The organism is Prevotella sp. S7 MS 2, from assembly GCF_000762865.1.
Classification (GTDB): Bacteria; Bacteroidota; Bacteroidia; order Bacteroidales; family Bacteroidaceae; genus Prevotella.
Genome location: NZ_JRPT01000035.1, coordinates 1 through 14,878, shown reverse-complemented (window position 1 = coordinate 14,878; position 14,878 = coordinate 1). Strand labels below are relative to the sequence as shown.

Sequence of the window (14,878 nt, the reverse complement as noted above, 5' to 3'; positions counted from 1 at the left end):
CTTCTTTTTTATATATAGATAATTTTTATACCAAATATTGTGAAGAGATACTCTCATTCTGAACCACGCGCTTGATAGTTTCGGCTATCATATCGGCAACAGAGAGCTGCTTAACTTTCGCACAGCGGTGAGAATAAGGGATAGAGTCGGTGAATACAATCTCTTCCAAAGCCGAATCCTGTACACGCTCAGATGCAGGACCGCTCATAACGCAGTGTGAAGCGCATGCACGAACGCTCAAAGCTCCGGCTTCTTTCATTATGTCGGCCGCCTTGGTAATGGTTCCTGCGGTGTCTACCATATCATCAACGATAACCACATTCTTGCCGGCAACGTCACCAATAATTTGCATGCTGTCTACAACATTGGCACGAGCGCGTGTTTTGTTGCAAAGAACGAGCGGACAACCGAGGTACTTAGCGTAGGTATTAGCACGCTTAGAACCACCCACATCGGGCGAAGCTATCACTAAATCCTTCAAGTGAAGACTCTGTAAATAAGGCAGAATGACGCCTGAAGCATACAAGTGGTCTACAGGAACATCAAAGAATCCTTGAATCTGGTCGGCGTGCAAGTCCATCGTAATCAATCTATCAATGCCCGCAACACTGAGAAGATCGGCCACTAGCTTGGCTCCAATGCTGACTCTCGGTTTGTCTTTGCGGTCCTGACGTGCCCATCCAAAGTAGGGAATAACGGCAATGATATGGCGTGCAGAAGCACGTTTGGCTGCGTCAATCATCAACAGAAGCTCCATAAGATTGTCTGAATTGGGAAAAGTGCTTTGTACGAGGAAGACGTCACGGCCGCGAATGGATTCCTCATAAGACACTGCGAATTCACCATCAGAGAATCTTGTTACTACTAGATTGCCTAAGGGACAACCGAGACTGGCACAAATTTTTTCTGCAAGGTATCTCGTACTTGTTCCCGAGAAAACCAAAAAAGAGTTGTTTTCACTCATTTCCATTAGCGTTTTATTTTGATTTAAGTTTATTAATCAATTGCTTTTCTTAATTGCTCGAAGTGGCCTACCAAATCTTTAAAGTCTACTTGGTTGTGAATGTCGAACCGTTTCCACATATCGCCACAAATCACTACTCCGCCAAATCCAAGTTCTTTAGCGATTGCAATATTATCGAGTCCCATACCTCCTAGCGCATATACCTTCTTATCTATAAGCCTTTTAGCTGCGGCATTCTCCAGTTCTGTTATACTGAAATTCGACCTTTCATCCTTAAACTCAATACAATCAAATACATTCTTCAAAAAGACGTAGTTTGATTTCTTCTTCATTTCTTTGAGTTGAGCAATATCTGTGCATGTGCGACTAACCTTGCCTTTGTAGCCATCCGGCACTTCTATAGAAGGAGTGTCTAAATGAATGCCAGCCAGATTATATTCTTTCTTGAGGTAGAAATGCTCGTGTAGGGTGATACGTTTGTAATACTGTTCTGGGATTAACGACAATAGTCGCTCTTCATAGAGAGAGGATGAATCTGGCTTATAGAGATGTAAATTGTCCATCCCTTCGTCAAAGAGTGTGACAAGAATTTTATCTTCTTCAACAAAGAAAGAAGATTTAGTCATTATTACTAGCTTCATCCGTCTGTAAATATTTACCGATGCAAATTTATGAATTTTATTATAAACTCCCAATTTATTACTGATTAAAAAACTATCTTTGCACTATAAAATACTAACTTTACAGAGAATGACTGTCGACTTGACTACTTTTGCAGGGATTCATCGTCCGATTTATATCTTGGAAGGATCCAAACTGAGACGTAATTTGGAATTGATTCAGCATGTTGCAAAAGCTGCTGATGTAGAAATAATATTGGCTTTTAAAGCTTATGCTTTGTGGAAAACTTTCCCAATTTTTAAAGAATATATCGGAGCAACGACTGCTAGCTCTCTCAATGAGGCTAAATTGGCATTTTACGAGTTTGGGAGTAAGGCGCATACGTTCTCTCCTGCATATACTGATTATGAGATAGACGAAATTGCAAAGTACTCTAGTCATCTGACATTTAATTCGTTATCGCAATATGCTCGATACGCTCAAAGAGTGAAAGCTGGCAATCCTAAGATAAGCATAGGCCTGCGGGTAAATCCTGAATATTCGGAAGTTGGTACTGATTTGTATAATCCTTGTGCCCTCGGTACGCGATTTGGAGTTACGGCCGATAAGCTTCCGGTCACATTTCCGAACGACGTAGAGGGCTTTCATTGTCATTGTCATTGCGAGAGTGGAGCCGATGTGTTCCAGCGTACACTCCAACATATAGAAGAAAAGTTTTCTCCTTGGTTCTCACAATTGAAGTGGATTAATTTTGGTGGGGGGCATTTGATGACACGAAGTGACTATGATGTTGACCTACTCATTCGTGTTTTGGAAGGTTTCCATGATAGATATCCTCATCTGCAAGTAATACTTGAGCCCGGTAGTGCCTTTGCTTGGCAGACTGGTCCGCTCGTATCGCAGGTTGTAGATGTGGTAGAAGACCATGGCATACAGACTGCCATATTGAATGTAAGTTTTACTTGTCATATGCCCGATTGTCTTGAAATGCCTTATCAGCCAGCTGTACGCAATGCGAAGACTTTACCCATGGAGGCGGCAAACGGTGCAAGTTTAGATGCCTATATATATAGATTAGGTGGCAATAGCTGTCTATCCGGCGATTTCATGGGTAGTTGGCAGTTCGACCATCAACTGCAAATTGGAGAGAATATTATATTTGAGGACATGATACATTACACTACAGTCAAGACCAATACATTCAATGGTATCTCGCATCCCGCATTAGGAATAGCTGATGATAGCGGTAATTTAACTATCCTTCGAGAGTATGATTACGAAGACTATAAGTCTCGCATGGATTAGCACTAGGCGTTTCTGATTTTACTGAGTGGGCTTTGCAGAATTGCTGTTGTGTATTTGCAGTATTGCTGAATGGGCTTGACAGCAGTGTTGCTAAGCCCGTGCAACGGATTGATGGTATAGATGGCTGATTGTTATTAGATTTGGAATACAAGGAAAAATGATGCTGGTTACTGTGATATAGTGGTATATATCTTATAATCGACGGTAGTAAAAAATGATAAGTAAAGTCGGTAATGTTATTATTTTTCCCTATATTTGTCTAGTCAAAAGTATATTGCTATGAGTAAGTATAATATTACAGAGAAGAAAGAAAAGAAGGCCGTGTACCGTTCGTTGGTCAATTCGTGTTTAATGAATGAGCTTAAGATGAAAGTTCATGAGATTCTGTTTAAACAGAAACATTATAAGGATAAGGACTACTCTGCAAAAAAACTGGCAGAAGATTTGGGTACTAACACTCGTTATATCTCTGCAGTAGTAAATGTGAAGTTTCACATGAACTATACTTCTTTGGTAAATAAGTATCGCGTAGAAGAGGCTATGGGTATTTTGGCGAGTAAGAGATTCGGTAAATTGAATATGGAAGATGTGTCCGATATGGTCGGGTTTGCCAACAGGCAGAGCTTTTATGCTGCGTTTTATAAACAGAATAAGTGTACTCCGCGAGAATATAGGTTTCAGCATGGAGGCTATACCAAAAGGCCCTCTTCATCAAAAGGAAAGGCGGATAATAACGAGTGAACAAACATATAAAAGAAGAATGCAAGATAATTTTAATTATTCGGGAGAACGATTCGCAGATTTACAGATGCTGCGATATAAGTTAGAAGGATTTGAAGAATTGACTCTTCAGCAGAAATTATATATATATTATTTGTCGAAAGCAACGTTGATAGGGCGTGACATCACGTTCGACCAAAATGGAAAGTATAACCTACGTATTAGACGGATGCTTGAGGCTGTCTATACGAATAGCACGAATCATGGTGATAATAGTAGTTGGGATGCACTTGTAGTGTATTTAAAGCGAGTTTGGTTTTCTAGTGGAATACATCATCATTATGGTTGTGAGAAGTTTGTACCAGATTTTTCAGAGGCTTATTTGCGTCAACAAGTGATGCAAGTAGATGAATCAGTTTTACCATTAAAAACTGACGAACATGCTAAAGATTTGCTAGATGAGCTATGTCCGGTCATCTTTTCTCCGGAAGTTTGTGCCCGTAGAGTCAATCAGACCGATGGGGATGATTTGGTATCAACGTCTGCTTGTAATTTTTACGAAGGGGTACAACAAGCGGAAGTAGAAGCATATTATGACAAGTTGCGCAAAAAATATCCGGATAGCAAAGTCTCATGGGGACTTAATTCCAAACTGCTGAAAACAGCCGATGGTATATCGGAGCGAGTTTGGAAAGTGGATGGCATGTATCGTTCAGCCTTACAACAAATTGTATATTGGCTAGGAAAGGCAAAGGAATTTGCTGAAAATGAAACTCAAGTAAGGGTTATAGAATTGTTGATAAGTTACTATGAAACAGGAGATTTAGAAGTTTTTGATAATTATTCTATTGAATGGCTGCAAGAACTAGATGGACAAGTAGATTTTATCAATGGTTTTATAGAAGTGTATGGTGACCCACTTGGTATGAAAGGTACTTGGGAAGGGCTTGTGGAATATAAGGATTTGCAAGCTACTCAACGAACACAAACGATATGTAGGAATGCCCAATGGTTTGAAGACCACTCTCCGGTTGATCCTCAATTCAAGAAACCAGTAGTAAAAGGTGTCACAGCTAATGTTGTTAATGCCGCTATGTTGGGTGGCGATGAGTATCCGGCGAGCGCAATAGGAATCAATCTGCCTAATGCTGATTGGATTCGAACAGAATATGGCAGTAAAAGTGTGACAATAGGAAATCTCACTTCTGCTTATAATAAGATAGCAAAAGGCAACGGCTTTTTGGAGGAATTTGTAGACGATGATGCAACTCGCCAACTGATAGAAAAGTATGGTGATATCTGCGATGATTTGCATACTGATCTGCATGAATGTCTAGGGCATGGAAGTGGACGGACTTTGCCCGGTGTTACAACGGAGGCTTTAAAAGCTTATGGTAATACGATAGAGGAGGCTAGGGCAGATTTGTTCGGACTCTATTATGTGGCAGATCCGAAGCTGATAGAGTTAGGATTATTAGATTCTTCTGAAGCCTACAAGAGTCAATACTATACCTATTTGTTGAATGGCTTGCTGACTCAAAATGTGAGAATAAAGGAAGGACAACAACTGGAAGAGGCGCATATGAGGAATAGGGCGTTGATAGGAAATTGGATTTTAAACCATTCGGAAGGTAATGTTAAGCTATTTAAGCTTAATACGAAGACTTTCTTACATGTAGATGATTATCAAAAGCTTAGATACTCTTTTGGAGAACTACTTAAAGAAGTACAGCGTATCAAGAGTGAAGGAGACTTTGAGGCTGCCCGACAGATGGTTGAAACCTATGGCGTAAAGATTGATGCAAGTCTGCATCATGAAGTGTTGGAAAGATACAAGAAACTGAATATAGCACCTTATAAAGGTTTTTTGAATCCGTGGTTAAAGCTCGAATATGGTGCGGATGGTAAGACTGTGACGGACGTATTGGTGGATTACACTGAGACTTATGAACAACAAATGATGAGATATTCAACCGAGTATGCAACATTGATATAAGCAAACAGAATAGAATGGAAGAAATAACACACGAGAAATTAAGGAAGATAAAACAGTCGTTCAGGCTGTATATGAGTGGTCCCACAGCTCATTCTATGGGGCAAAAAGGTGTCAGTTATAAGATTAATTGGGGAGTGCCTTTGCCAGAATTGCAAAAGATGGCTGTGGAATACGGCAAGGATGAAGCATTAGCCTTGGCATTGTGGCAAGAGAATATCAGGGAATGTAAGATTCTTGCAACGCTGATAATACCGGTGAAATCGCTTACCGATGAGTTGTTGGAAGCATGGGGTGAACAAGTGAATTCGCAGGAAATGGCGGAGTTGTTGGCCTTTAATCTGTTGCAATATTGGGAGCGTTCACCCCAATTAGCTTATAAATGGATGGTGGCGGATAATGAAATGATGCAAATAATGGCTTATCAATTGCTAGCTAGATTGTTTGTGAATGGACATATTCCTACTGATGCTGATGCGCAAGAATATTTAAGTAGCATCGTCGCAGCATTGAAGTGTAAGCATGTTGGAGTCAGACATGCAGCGACTAATAGCCTGCATCGTTTTATGGATTTGGGGGAGGATTATCAAGAGCGGGCAGATATCATTCTACAGAGGTTGGATGGAATATTGTAGATTTTGTCTATCAATGTTTTTATATATAGAAGTTTTTTGATAACTTTGTGGGACAATATGACAGGTGCAATATGAACGAGGAAGCATTAAAGACGGCTCGTGACGTTCTAGATCGCTATTTGGAAAATAATAATAAACGGAAGACTCCGGAACGACATGCCATTTTGGAAACAGCCTATCAGATTGAAGGACATTTTTCATTAGAACAGTTAAGTAGGAAGTTAGAGCAACTTAATTTCAGAGTTAGTCGTGCCACATTGTATAATACAATGCGGTTGTTTCTTAAATTACGCCTGATAGTGCGGCATAAATTGCTAGATGGAACCAAATATGAGATAAGCTATGCTAATAAAAATCATTGCCATCAAATCTGTACGATGTGTGGTAAAGTGACGGAGGTATATTATCCGGAGATAGCTAAGGCCATTGATGAGGTGAAATACAAGCGCTTTTACAAGGACGGCTTCTCTCTATACATTTATGGCCTTTGTAGTAAATGCCAAACAAAGTTTAATCGTGACAAGTCGAATCAAGTAGAATAGAAATTAAACGAAATATCTATAGAACAATGAACACAACAGGTAAAGTTGATGTCCTGCTCGGATTACAGTGGGGCGATGAAGGTAAAGGGAAGGTTGTTGACGTGCTGACACCTCAATATGATGTTGTGGCTCGTTTCCAAGGGGGGCCAAATGCCGGACATACTTTGGAATTTGAAGGCCAGAAATATGTTTTAAGATCAATCCCCTCCGGCATATTCCAAGGCGGAAAGGTGAATATCATCGGAAATGGAGTAGTTCTTGCTCCCGACTTGTTCATGGATGAAGCGAAGGATTTGGAGAAGAGTGGGCACCCTCTTAAAGAAAGATTGCATATCTCGAAGAAGGCTCATCTGATTATGCCTACACACAGATTATTGGATGCCGCACAAGAGTTGGCTAAAGGTAAGAACAAGGTGGGTACTACAGGTAAGGGCATCGGTCCTACTTATACAGATAAGGTAAGTAGAGCGGGCTTGAGAGTTGGTGATATCCTTGACAAATTTGAAGAGAAATATGCAGCCCATAAAGCACGCCATATTGAAATGTTGAAGGCTCTTAACTACACAGACTTTGATATTACAGAAGTTGAGAAGAAGTGGATGGAAGGTATTGAATATCTCCGTCAATTCCATTTTGTGGATAGTGAGCATGAGATTAATCGATATTTACAAGATGGTTCTAGCATCTTGTGTGAGGGTGCTCAAGGCACAATGTTGGATGTTGATTTCGGCTCATATCCATTTGTGACGTCTTCTAATACGATTTGTGCAGGAGCATGTATCGGCTTGGGTATTGGCCCAAACAAGGTTGGAAACGTGTATGGTATCATGAAAGCTTATTGTACACGAGTAGGTTCCGGACCATTCCCTACGGAATTATTCGATGAAACCGGAAAGAAATTGAGAGACCTAGGACATGAGTATGGAGCTGTTACAGGGCGTGAGCGTCGTTGTGGTTGGATAGATCTTGTCCAATTGCGTTATTCTATTATGGTCAATGGTGTGACCGAATTGATTATGATGAAGAGCGATGTTCTTGATAGTTTTGATACAATTAAGGCATGCACTGCTTATAAGTTGAAGAATGGAGAAGTTACTTCTGATTTCCCATATGATATAGATGAGGTTGAACCGATATATGAAGAGCTACCCGGATGGAAGACTGATATGACTCAATTTACTTCAGAATCACAATTCCCCAAGGAGTTTAGTAGCTATGTAGAGTTCTTAGAGGCTCAGTTGAAGACTCCAATTAAGATTATTTCAATAGGGCCGGATCGCGCCCAAACAATTGTTAGAAAATAAATAATGGCAAATAAACCAAGTATACCCAAGGGGACAAGAGACTTTGGCCCAATAGAAATGGCCAAGCGGAATTATATCTTCTCTACAATAAAAGAAGTATATTCGCTCTATGGTTTTCAACAGATAGAGACACCGGCATTAGAGACCTTGCAGACTCTTATGGGTAAATATGGAGAAGAGGGCGATAAGTTACTCTTCAAAGTATTGAATTCCGGAGACTATTTAGCAAAGATTGATAATCAGGAATTAGAGGAAAGGAACTCTGTAAAATTAGCAAGTAAACTCTGCGAAAAGGGGCTAAGATATGATTTGACGGTTCCTTTTGCAAGATATGTCGCTATGCATAGGGAAGAGCTACAGCTTCCTTTTAAACGTTATCAAATTCAACCGGTATGGCGAGCAGATAGACCCCAGAAGGGACGTTATCGTGAATTCTATCAGTGTGATGCTGATATTGTGGGATCAGACTCATTACTGAATGAGGTAGAACTGATGCAGATCGTTGATACTGTCTTCTCTAAATTTGGCACTCGCGTAGCTATCAAGATTAATAATCGTAAGATATTATCCGGTATAGCCGAGGTGATAGGAGAGGCAGATAAGATCATTGATATTACTGTAGCTATTGATAAGCTCGATAAGATTGGTATTGAGAATGTCAATGAAGAACTACGTAACGATGGTATTAGCGAAGAAGCGATAGCTAAATTGCAACCTGTTATCTCGCTTTCGGGTACTAATGACGAAAAATTGAATACAATGCGAGAGTTCCTGCAAAGTTCAGAAGTTGGCTTGAAGGGAATTGAAGAGACTCAATTTATATTAGATTCACTCAAAGCAGCAACTTTAGAGAATACGATAGAGTTGGACTTATCGCTTGCTCGTGGACTGAATTATTATACCGGAGCCATCTTTGAAGTGAAGGCATTGGATACTCCTATTGGTAGTATTACGGGAGGTGGACGCTATGATAACCTTACCGGTATCTTTGGTTTATCCGGTATCAGTGGGGTTGGTATTAGTTTTGGAGCAGACCGTATTTATGATGTTCTTAATACACTAGACTTATATCCGAAGGAAACGAACAATAGTGTACAGCTTCTTTTCTTGAATTTAGGAGAGGCAGAGGCTGCTTATAGCCTTCAATTAGCAACGGTGTCACGCAAGGCAGGGATTCGTACTGAGGTTTATCCAGACCAAGCTAAGATGAAGAAACAGATGAATTATGCTAATGCAAAGAACGTAGGTTATGTTGCTATTGTGGGTGAGAACGAGATGTCTGTTAATAAAGTTACATTAAAAAACATGACCACTGGCGAACAGAAAATGGTCACCTCTTCAGAAATGGTAGAGCTAATTATTCAGTCAGGTAATAATGAATAAGAGTGCTTATCACAAACTCGTAGAGCGAGGTATTCGTCCTTCAGCTCAAAGATTGGCTATAATGGATTATCTCCTGACACATTTTACCCATCCAACTGTGGAAGATGTCTATCAAGGATTACATGATGAGATTCCTACTTTAAGTAGGACGACAGTCTATAATACCTTGCATCTCCTCGCAGAGCGGAATGCGGTGCAAATGATAACGATTGATGATCGACAAGCATGTTACGATGGTAATACAGCACCACATGTTCATTTCTTCTGTAAAAAGTGTGGAAAAATAGTTGATTTGATGGATGAAGATGTTCCCACTTTCAAATTGCCCAAGACCGTTCATGGGCATGTTGTCGATGAAGTACAGCTTTATTACAAGGGCATTTGCTCTGAATGTGCGAATATTGAATAAAGTGAGAATGGCTAATGGTAATTAGATAGACCCACTCCAACGAGTCTATCTGTCCTTTCTCCGTAACCTCTATAATAGATGAGTGCTTGATATTTGTTCCTAGTTTGAAAGAAGTTTCCTTCACTAGGAACAAATATCGCACCATTATTAGGATGGTATTGTAAATATTGATAGGAATAGTAACCTTGCTTTAATAGGATGGTTGTTTCGTACATTTGCTCATCTTCATTGTACGATAGCATTGTTTTTTGATTGAATAGGCCATTTGTCCATATTCCATTGATGTAGATAGGATGGCTTAATCGAGGTGATTTTAATCTAAAATGTACTTTTAGGTAATCTGATTGTGTATCATTGTCAATATTATCGCTATTGCGAATGAAGAAAGCACCATTGGCTGATTCGTCATATACGTAACTTGTTCGTGGCTCATCTGTTGTAATATACGCATTGAATAGATTGCCATCCCATTTTATAGATTCAACTTTCAGTGTCGGGTGATTATCATCTAGAATCTCAAATTTACGATATTCGTTTCCTCCAGAGAATATTAAATCCTTATTATGACTCCATTGTAATCCGCTAGATGTAGTGTAAGTGGGTGCCGGATTTGCGCATATATTGTCCCATCTACCGTTTTGTAAGATTGTAGCTTTGATTTGCTGACTTGGATTTATAACACTTATACTGCCATAATTTACCTTCATTTCGACTTGTTGATGGCTATGGTTGATGTCTATATCCGTATTGGTAATAACATTAAGATTTACTTCCATCGTCTGTTCTGAAACCAAAATATAAACTGTAAATTCCGGTTGTTCTTTATTATTTAGATCATAAACGGTTATCTTATAGTTTCCTCCAATCTTGAATCTGCAATCCTTATTGGGCAATTCAAATGAATAATGTGTGTATAAGATGTTGGTATTGATGGATTGCTGGGCATCATAGATAATGTTATCTTCTGCAAATCCATCAATAAAGTCATTTTCAAAGAGGTCTTTTGAGACCGCCCAGTCATATTCACAATGCTCTATCTTATATGCATAGTGGTGATAATCGTGAGACAATTCATCAAAAGCAATAGTCAGTGGAGTAGAGCTATCCATATAATATATAGGTAATAACTCATTCACTCCACTGATTTGCAATGAAGCTATATTGTCTGAATACACCTCGTTCCTTTGCGCATAAGTCGAGTTATAAATCAGACAAGCAATGAACAGTATAATATGCCTCAGTCTTATCAAAGTGCCTTATTTGAGCATTGAATCTCTTTGAAGAATGTTGGACAATGGAAGTCCGGCTTTGGGAGATTGATTGGGAATAGTGATACAAAGTGAGGATGCAGTAATTTGTCACCACATTTATATACATTACCTTGCATTTCAAGTCCATCAAAAGATTTGATATCATGCTTGAAGAATGCCATGGTAGGTATCTTTAAAGATAATTCCCATGTATAAGAGCCTATTTCTGTGTTTTCTATTTCACGATGTTCCAATGAACTCCAACGTTCTACAGTGCTTGTAATGTCTTGATAGGCTAAGGTTCGTGCCTCACGTCCGGGACCAAATCCTACTAATAGCGTACCAATACAATTACATTCAAAATTATAATAGGTCTGTCCGTCGGGTGAAATGAAGAACTCGCAACAAGAATCTTCCCACACATGTCCATTGTCTGTGAGCGCTTGCGCTCTTATAGATTCCTCTTCTACTTTGTAATTGATGAAGATGTATTGGCCGTTATGCGCGATAGCAAATTCTACTTTTGGCTCGTAAGGGAATTGCTCAAACCAATTTGAATGAGTTAATCGTTCGTACTGAATTCCTTTTTCTTGGAATACCTTAGATACAGATGATACGGATATGTCCGTACAAGATAATTTTTCTATAATCAATTTGTTAGTCATAAATTATTAAGTATAAATGGTATGCATATTCCCTAATAGGGAAATGCATACCATTAGTTAGTATTTACTGATTGTTACTTTTCTTCAATTTCTCAACATACGCATCAATTACAGCGACAGCAGTAATGTTTACTACATCATTAACAGAACTTTCGAAGTCGGTAAAGTGAATAGGTTTATTGAGTCCCATTTGAATCGGGCCAATGATTTCTGTATCGGCGTCTAGCGCTTGTAGCAATTTGTAGCTACAATTTGCACTACTCATATTGGGGAATACCAATGTGTTGACGTCCTTACCTTTTAGGCGTGAGAATGGGAACTTGTCGTCTCTCAACTCTTTGTTGAGCGCAAAGTTGACTTGCATTTCACCATCTATAGCCAAATCGGGAAACTCCTTCTGAATTTGCTCTACCGCCATGTGAACTTTAACGGGGCTACCAACTTCGTCGGTACCAAAGTTAGAATAGCTTAGCATGGCCATAACCGGAGTCTCGTTAAAGAACTCTACAGTGTGGGCTGATAACTTAGCGATGTCTGTAAGTACGTTCTCGTCAGGGTGACGGTTAATCAATGTGTCGGCAATATAATAGATACCCTTTTTTGTATTAAGGATATGCATGGTGCCAAATGTCTTATAGCCTTCGCGAACACCAATCACTTCTTTTGCAACTTTGATAGTATTGCTGTATTTGGTGTATAGACCTGTGATGAAAGCATCGGCTATACCATCTTCTACTAGAGACATACCAAAGTAATTGCGTTCGTACATCTTGTCGTAAGCCTCTTCAAAAGTATATCCATTACGAGCTCTCTTTTCGGCTAGATGTTTTGCAAATGTAGCACGACGTCCTTGTTCTTGATCGGCACGCATATCGATAATTTCGATACCATCAAGATTTAATTTCAATCGTTGAGCCAAACGGTTAAGACGGTCAGGATTACCTAATAGGATAGGAAAGCATATACCTTCTTGTTTAGCTTGTACTGCAGCTTTCATCATTGTTGGGTGTCCACCCTCAGCAAATACTACTTTCTGCGGATGTAGTCTAGCTGTTTCGTGAAGTTTTCTGGTCAAAGCTGTTTCCTGTCCCAACAACTGTAACAATCCTTGTTTGTATGAATCCCAGTCTGTAATAGTCTTACGAGCCACACCACTCTCAATAGCTGCTTTGGCAACGGCTGCACTTACTTCTGTAATCAAACGTGGGTCTACAGGCTTCGGTATGAAGTATTTAGGGCCAAATGACAAATCCGTAACATGATAAACTTGATTTACGACATCGGGAACTGTTTGTTTTGCCAAATTGGCAATAGCTTCTACGGCAGCCAATTTCATCTCCTCGTTGATAGCTTTGGCATGGACATCCAACGCACCACGGAAGATATAGGGGAACCCGATTACGTTGTTAATCTGATTAGGATAGTCGCTACGTCCAGTTGACATCAATACATCGGGACGGCTGGCAACGGCATCCTCATAACTAATTTCGGGTACAGGATTGGCCAATGCAAACACGATAGGGTTTTCAGCCATGGAGCGAATCATGTCTTGAGACAAGATATTGCCCTTCGATAAACCTACGAATACGTCTGCACCCTTGATAGCTTCTTCAAGAGTATGGACGTCTCTTCTTGCTGTAGCAAACATTGCTTTCTGTGGTGTGAGTTTCTCTCTGTTGTCAGTGATGACTCCCTTAGAATCCAACATGAGAATGTTTTCTACTTTAGCTCCTAATGCTACATATAATTTTGTACAACTGATAGCAGCTGCTCCGGCTCCATTGACGACAATCTTTACGTCGCCTATATTCTTACCGGCAACTTCCAAAGCATTCTTTAAGCCTGCTGCGGAGATGATAGCCGTACCGTGCTGGTCGTCGTGCATCACTGGAATGTCCAGTGTCTTTTTCAGTCTTTCTTCGATATAAAAACATTCCGGAGCTTTGATATCCTCCAAGTTGATACCACCAAATGAAGGAGCTATTTTCTCAATGGCTTCACAAAATTTCTCAGGGTCTTTTTCATCAACTTCTATGTCAAACACATCTATACCACCATAGATTTTGAATAGCAGTCCTTTACCCTCCATTACAGGCTTTCCACTCATAGCACCAATGTCTCCAAGGCCTAATACTGCCGTACCATTACTGATAACAGCGACTAGATTACCTTTGTCGGTGTACTTGTATACGTCGTCAGGATTCTTCTGAATCTCTAGGCATGGATAGGCTACACCCGGCGAGTAGGCTAGGCTTAAATCGGTCTGTGTATGATAAGGTTTTGTGGGTTTGACTTCTATCTTGCCCGGTCTGATGTTGTTGTGATAAAGGAGCGCGGCCTCCTTTGTAACTTTAACCATAACTATGTATATTATAAAATGTTTAGTAACTATCTCTAAGAAGCAAAGTTACGAAAAAACGTTTAAATGTATATCGGTTTTTCTTGTTTTTTGTATCTTTCCTCTATAAAACCTGAAATAAATTCCCGCCAAAGTAACTAAAACGGCCGTTTTTCGGGACAACCTCACATACCAAGTGTATACAGACTCCTCTCCGAGCCTACATAAATTATAATGATACTTTCCTCTTCGAGCTCAGGGCTCACACTGGGTTCCATCGCCGACCATGTCGTTGGTTAATTTGCAAAGCGAGGTCACATGCCATCTTTCTTCGGGGCATTCTTTTTGAGGTAGAACAGAACCTTAAACGTACTTCGCATAACTCTGGCTCTTTATAAGTTACAAAACTATTTATTGTCAGGTTATCCGCTGATACGCAATTCATTGTACTTTGACGGGAAAGATTCCAAGCATTCATTTTTTTTGCCTTTTTTCTTCCCTTTCTCCCTTTATTTGGCTATCTTTGCAGAAGATTTCAGTTGGGGATTAGCTCGTTCATTACCGTTTTTGCCATTCCTTCCTACTTGGATATAGGGTAATGTTTTAGTAACGCTGCTCTGTCCAAAGTTTGCAAAAGTCCGTCTTTTGGCAGTTTTTCCCCCGAATGGTCGAATAATCAGAACTGACTGACTCACAAATCATTTGCTATGTCCTCTCTTTTTTTGGCCGTTGAGGATAGATTTTTGTTT

Annotated in this window: 13 protein-coding genes; 8 read left to right on the top strand and 5 right to left on the bottom strand. The window is 39.8% G+C overall.

The window, feature by feature from the left end; translation table 11 throughout:
• Positions 1 to 25: 25 nt before the first annotated feature.
• Both HMPREF0671_RS07195 and HMPREF0671_RS07190 read right to left on the bottom strand, forming a co-directional pair.
• Complete coding sequence (locus HMPREF0671_RS07195; protein ID WP_036898754.1) at positions 26 to 964, bottom strand: ribose-phosphate pyrophosphokinase; 939 nt, start codon at positions 962 to 964, stop codon at positions 26 to 28.
• Between the two features lie 32 nt (positions 965 to 996).
• Positions 997 to 1,605: a thiamine phosphate synthase gene (locus HMPREF0671_RS07190; protein WP_036898746.1), complete on the bottom strand. Its 609-nt coding sequence runs from the start codon at positions 1,603 to 1,605 to the stop codon at positions 997 to 999.
• A gap of 109 nt (positions 1,606 to 1,714) precedes the next feature.
• On the opposite strand from HMPREF0671_RS07190, the gene nspC reads away from it, so the two are divergent.
• The 8 genes from nspC to HMPREF0671_RS07150 all read left to right on the top strand — a co-directional run bounded on the left by nspC (position 1,715) and on the right by HMPREF0671_RS07150 (position 9,876).
• Positions 1,715 to 2,890, top strand: coding sequence for a carboxynorspermidine decarboxylase (gene nspC / locus HMPREF0671_RS07185; RefSeq protein WP_036898743.1), 1,176 nt, complete (start codon positions 1,715 to 1,717; stop codon positions 2,888 to 2,890).
• A gap of 279 nt (positions 2,891 to 3,169) precedes the next feature.
• Positions 3,170 to 3,631 carry an AraC family transcriptional regulator gene (locus HMPREF0671_RS07180; RefSeq protein ID WP_052052914.1) on the top strand — a complete coding sequence of 154 codons (462 nt, stop codon included), beginning with the start codon at positions 3,170 to 3,172 and terminating at the stop codon, positions 3,629 to 3,631.
• Between the two features lie 19 nt (positions 3,632 to 3,650).
• On the top strand, positions 3,651 to 5,606 hold the full coding sequence (locus HMPREF0671_RS07175) for a dihydrofolate reductase (protein ID WP_036898740.1): 1,956 nt from the start codon (positions 3,651 to 3,653) through the stop codon (positions 5,604 to 5,606).
• 14 nt (positions 5,607 to 5,620) lie between these two features.
• Positions 5,621 to 6,238: a DNA alkylation repair protein gene (locus tag HMPREF0671_RS07170; protein ID WP_036898737.1), complete on the top strand. Its 618-nt coding sequence runs from the start codon at positions 5,621 to 5,623 to the stop codon at positions 6,236 to 6,238.
• Between the two features lie 71 nt (positions 6,239 to 6,309).
• Positions 6,310 to 6,780 (top strand): Fur family transcriptional regulator, encoded by a 471-nt coding sequence (locus HMPREF0671_RS07165; RefSeq protein ID WP_036898735.1) that lies wholly within the window; start codon positions 6,310 to 6,312, stop codon positions 6,778 to 6,780.
• Positions 6,781 to 6,806: 26 nt separating this feature from the next.
• Positions 6,807 to 8,084 carry an adenylosuccinate synthase gene (locus tag HMPREF0671_RS07160; protein WP_036898732.1) on the top strand — a complete coding sequence of 426 codons (1,278 nt, stop codon included), beginning with the start codon at positions 6,807 to 6,809 and terminating at the stop codon, positions 8,082 to 8,084.
• A 3-nt stretch (positions 8,085 to 8,087) separates the two neighbouring features.
• On the top strand, positions 8,088 to 9,467 hold the full coding sequence (gene hisS / locus HMPREF0671_RS07155) for a histidine--tRNA ligase (protein WP_036898729.1): 1,380 nt from the start codon (positions 8,088 to 8,090) through the stop codon (positions 9,465 to 9,467).
• Entirely contained in the window at positions 9,460 to 9,876 is a 417-nt protein-coding gene (locus HMPREF0671_RS07150) for a Fur family transcriptional regulator (RefSeq protein WP_036898726.1), read from the top strand. Before hisS ends, HMPREF0671_RS07150 begins: the two co-directional genes overlap by 8 nt.
• A gap of 11 nt (positions 9,877 to 9,887) precedes the next feature.
• Here the strand turns inward: HMPREF0671_RS07150 and HMPREF0671_RS07145 are convergent, their stop codons facing one another.
• From HMPREF0671_RS07145 to HMPREF0671_RS07135, 3 genes are all read right to left on the bottom strand, one after another.
• Positions 9,888 to 11,012, bottom strand: a complete 1,125-nt coding sequence (locus HMPREF0671_RS07145; protein ID WP_232223178.1) for a DUF5103 domain-containing protein — start codon at positions 11,010 to 11,012, stop codon at positions 9,888 to 9,890.
• 110 nt (positions 11,013 to 11,122) lie between these two features.
• A complete protein-coding gene (locus tag HMPREF0671_RS07140; protein ID WP_036898723.1) occupies positions 11,123 to 11,791 on the bottom strand; it encodes a carbohydrate-binding family 9-like protein in 669 nt (222 codons plus the stop codon).
• 64 nt (positions 11,792 to 11,855) lie between these two features.
• Positions 11,856 to 14,150, bottom strand: a complete 2,295-nt coding sequence (locus HMPREF0671_RS07135) for an NADP-dependent malic enzyme (RefSeq protein ID WP_036898719.1) — start codon at positions 14,148 to 14,150, stop codon at positions 11,856 to 11,858.
• Between the last annotated feature and the right edge of the window lie 728 nt (positions 14,151 to 14,878).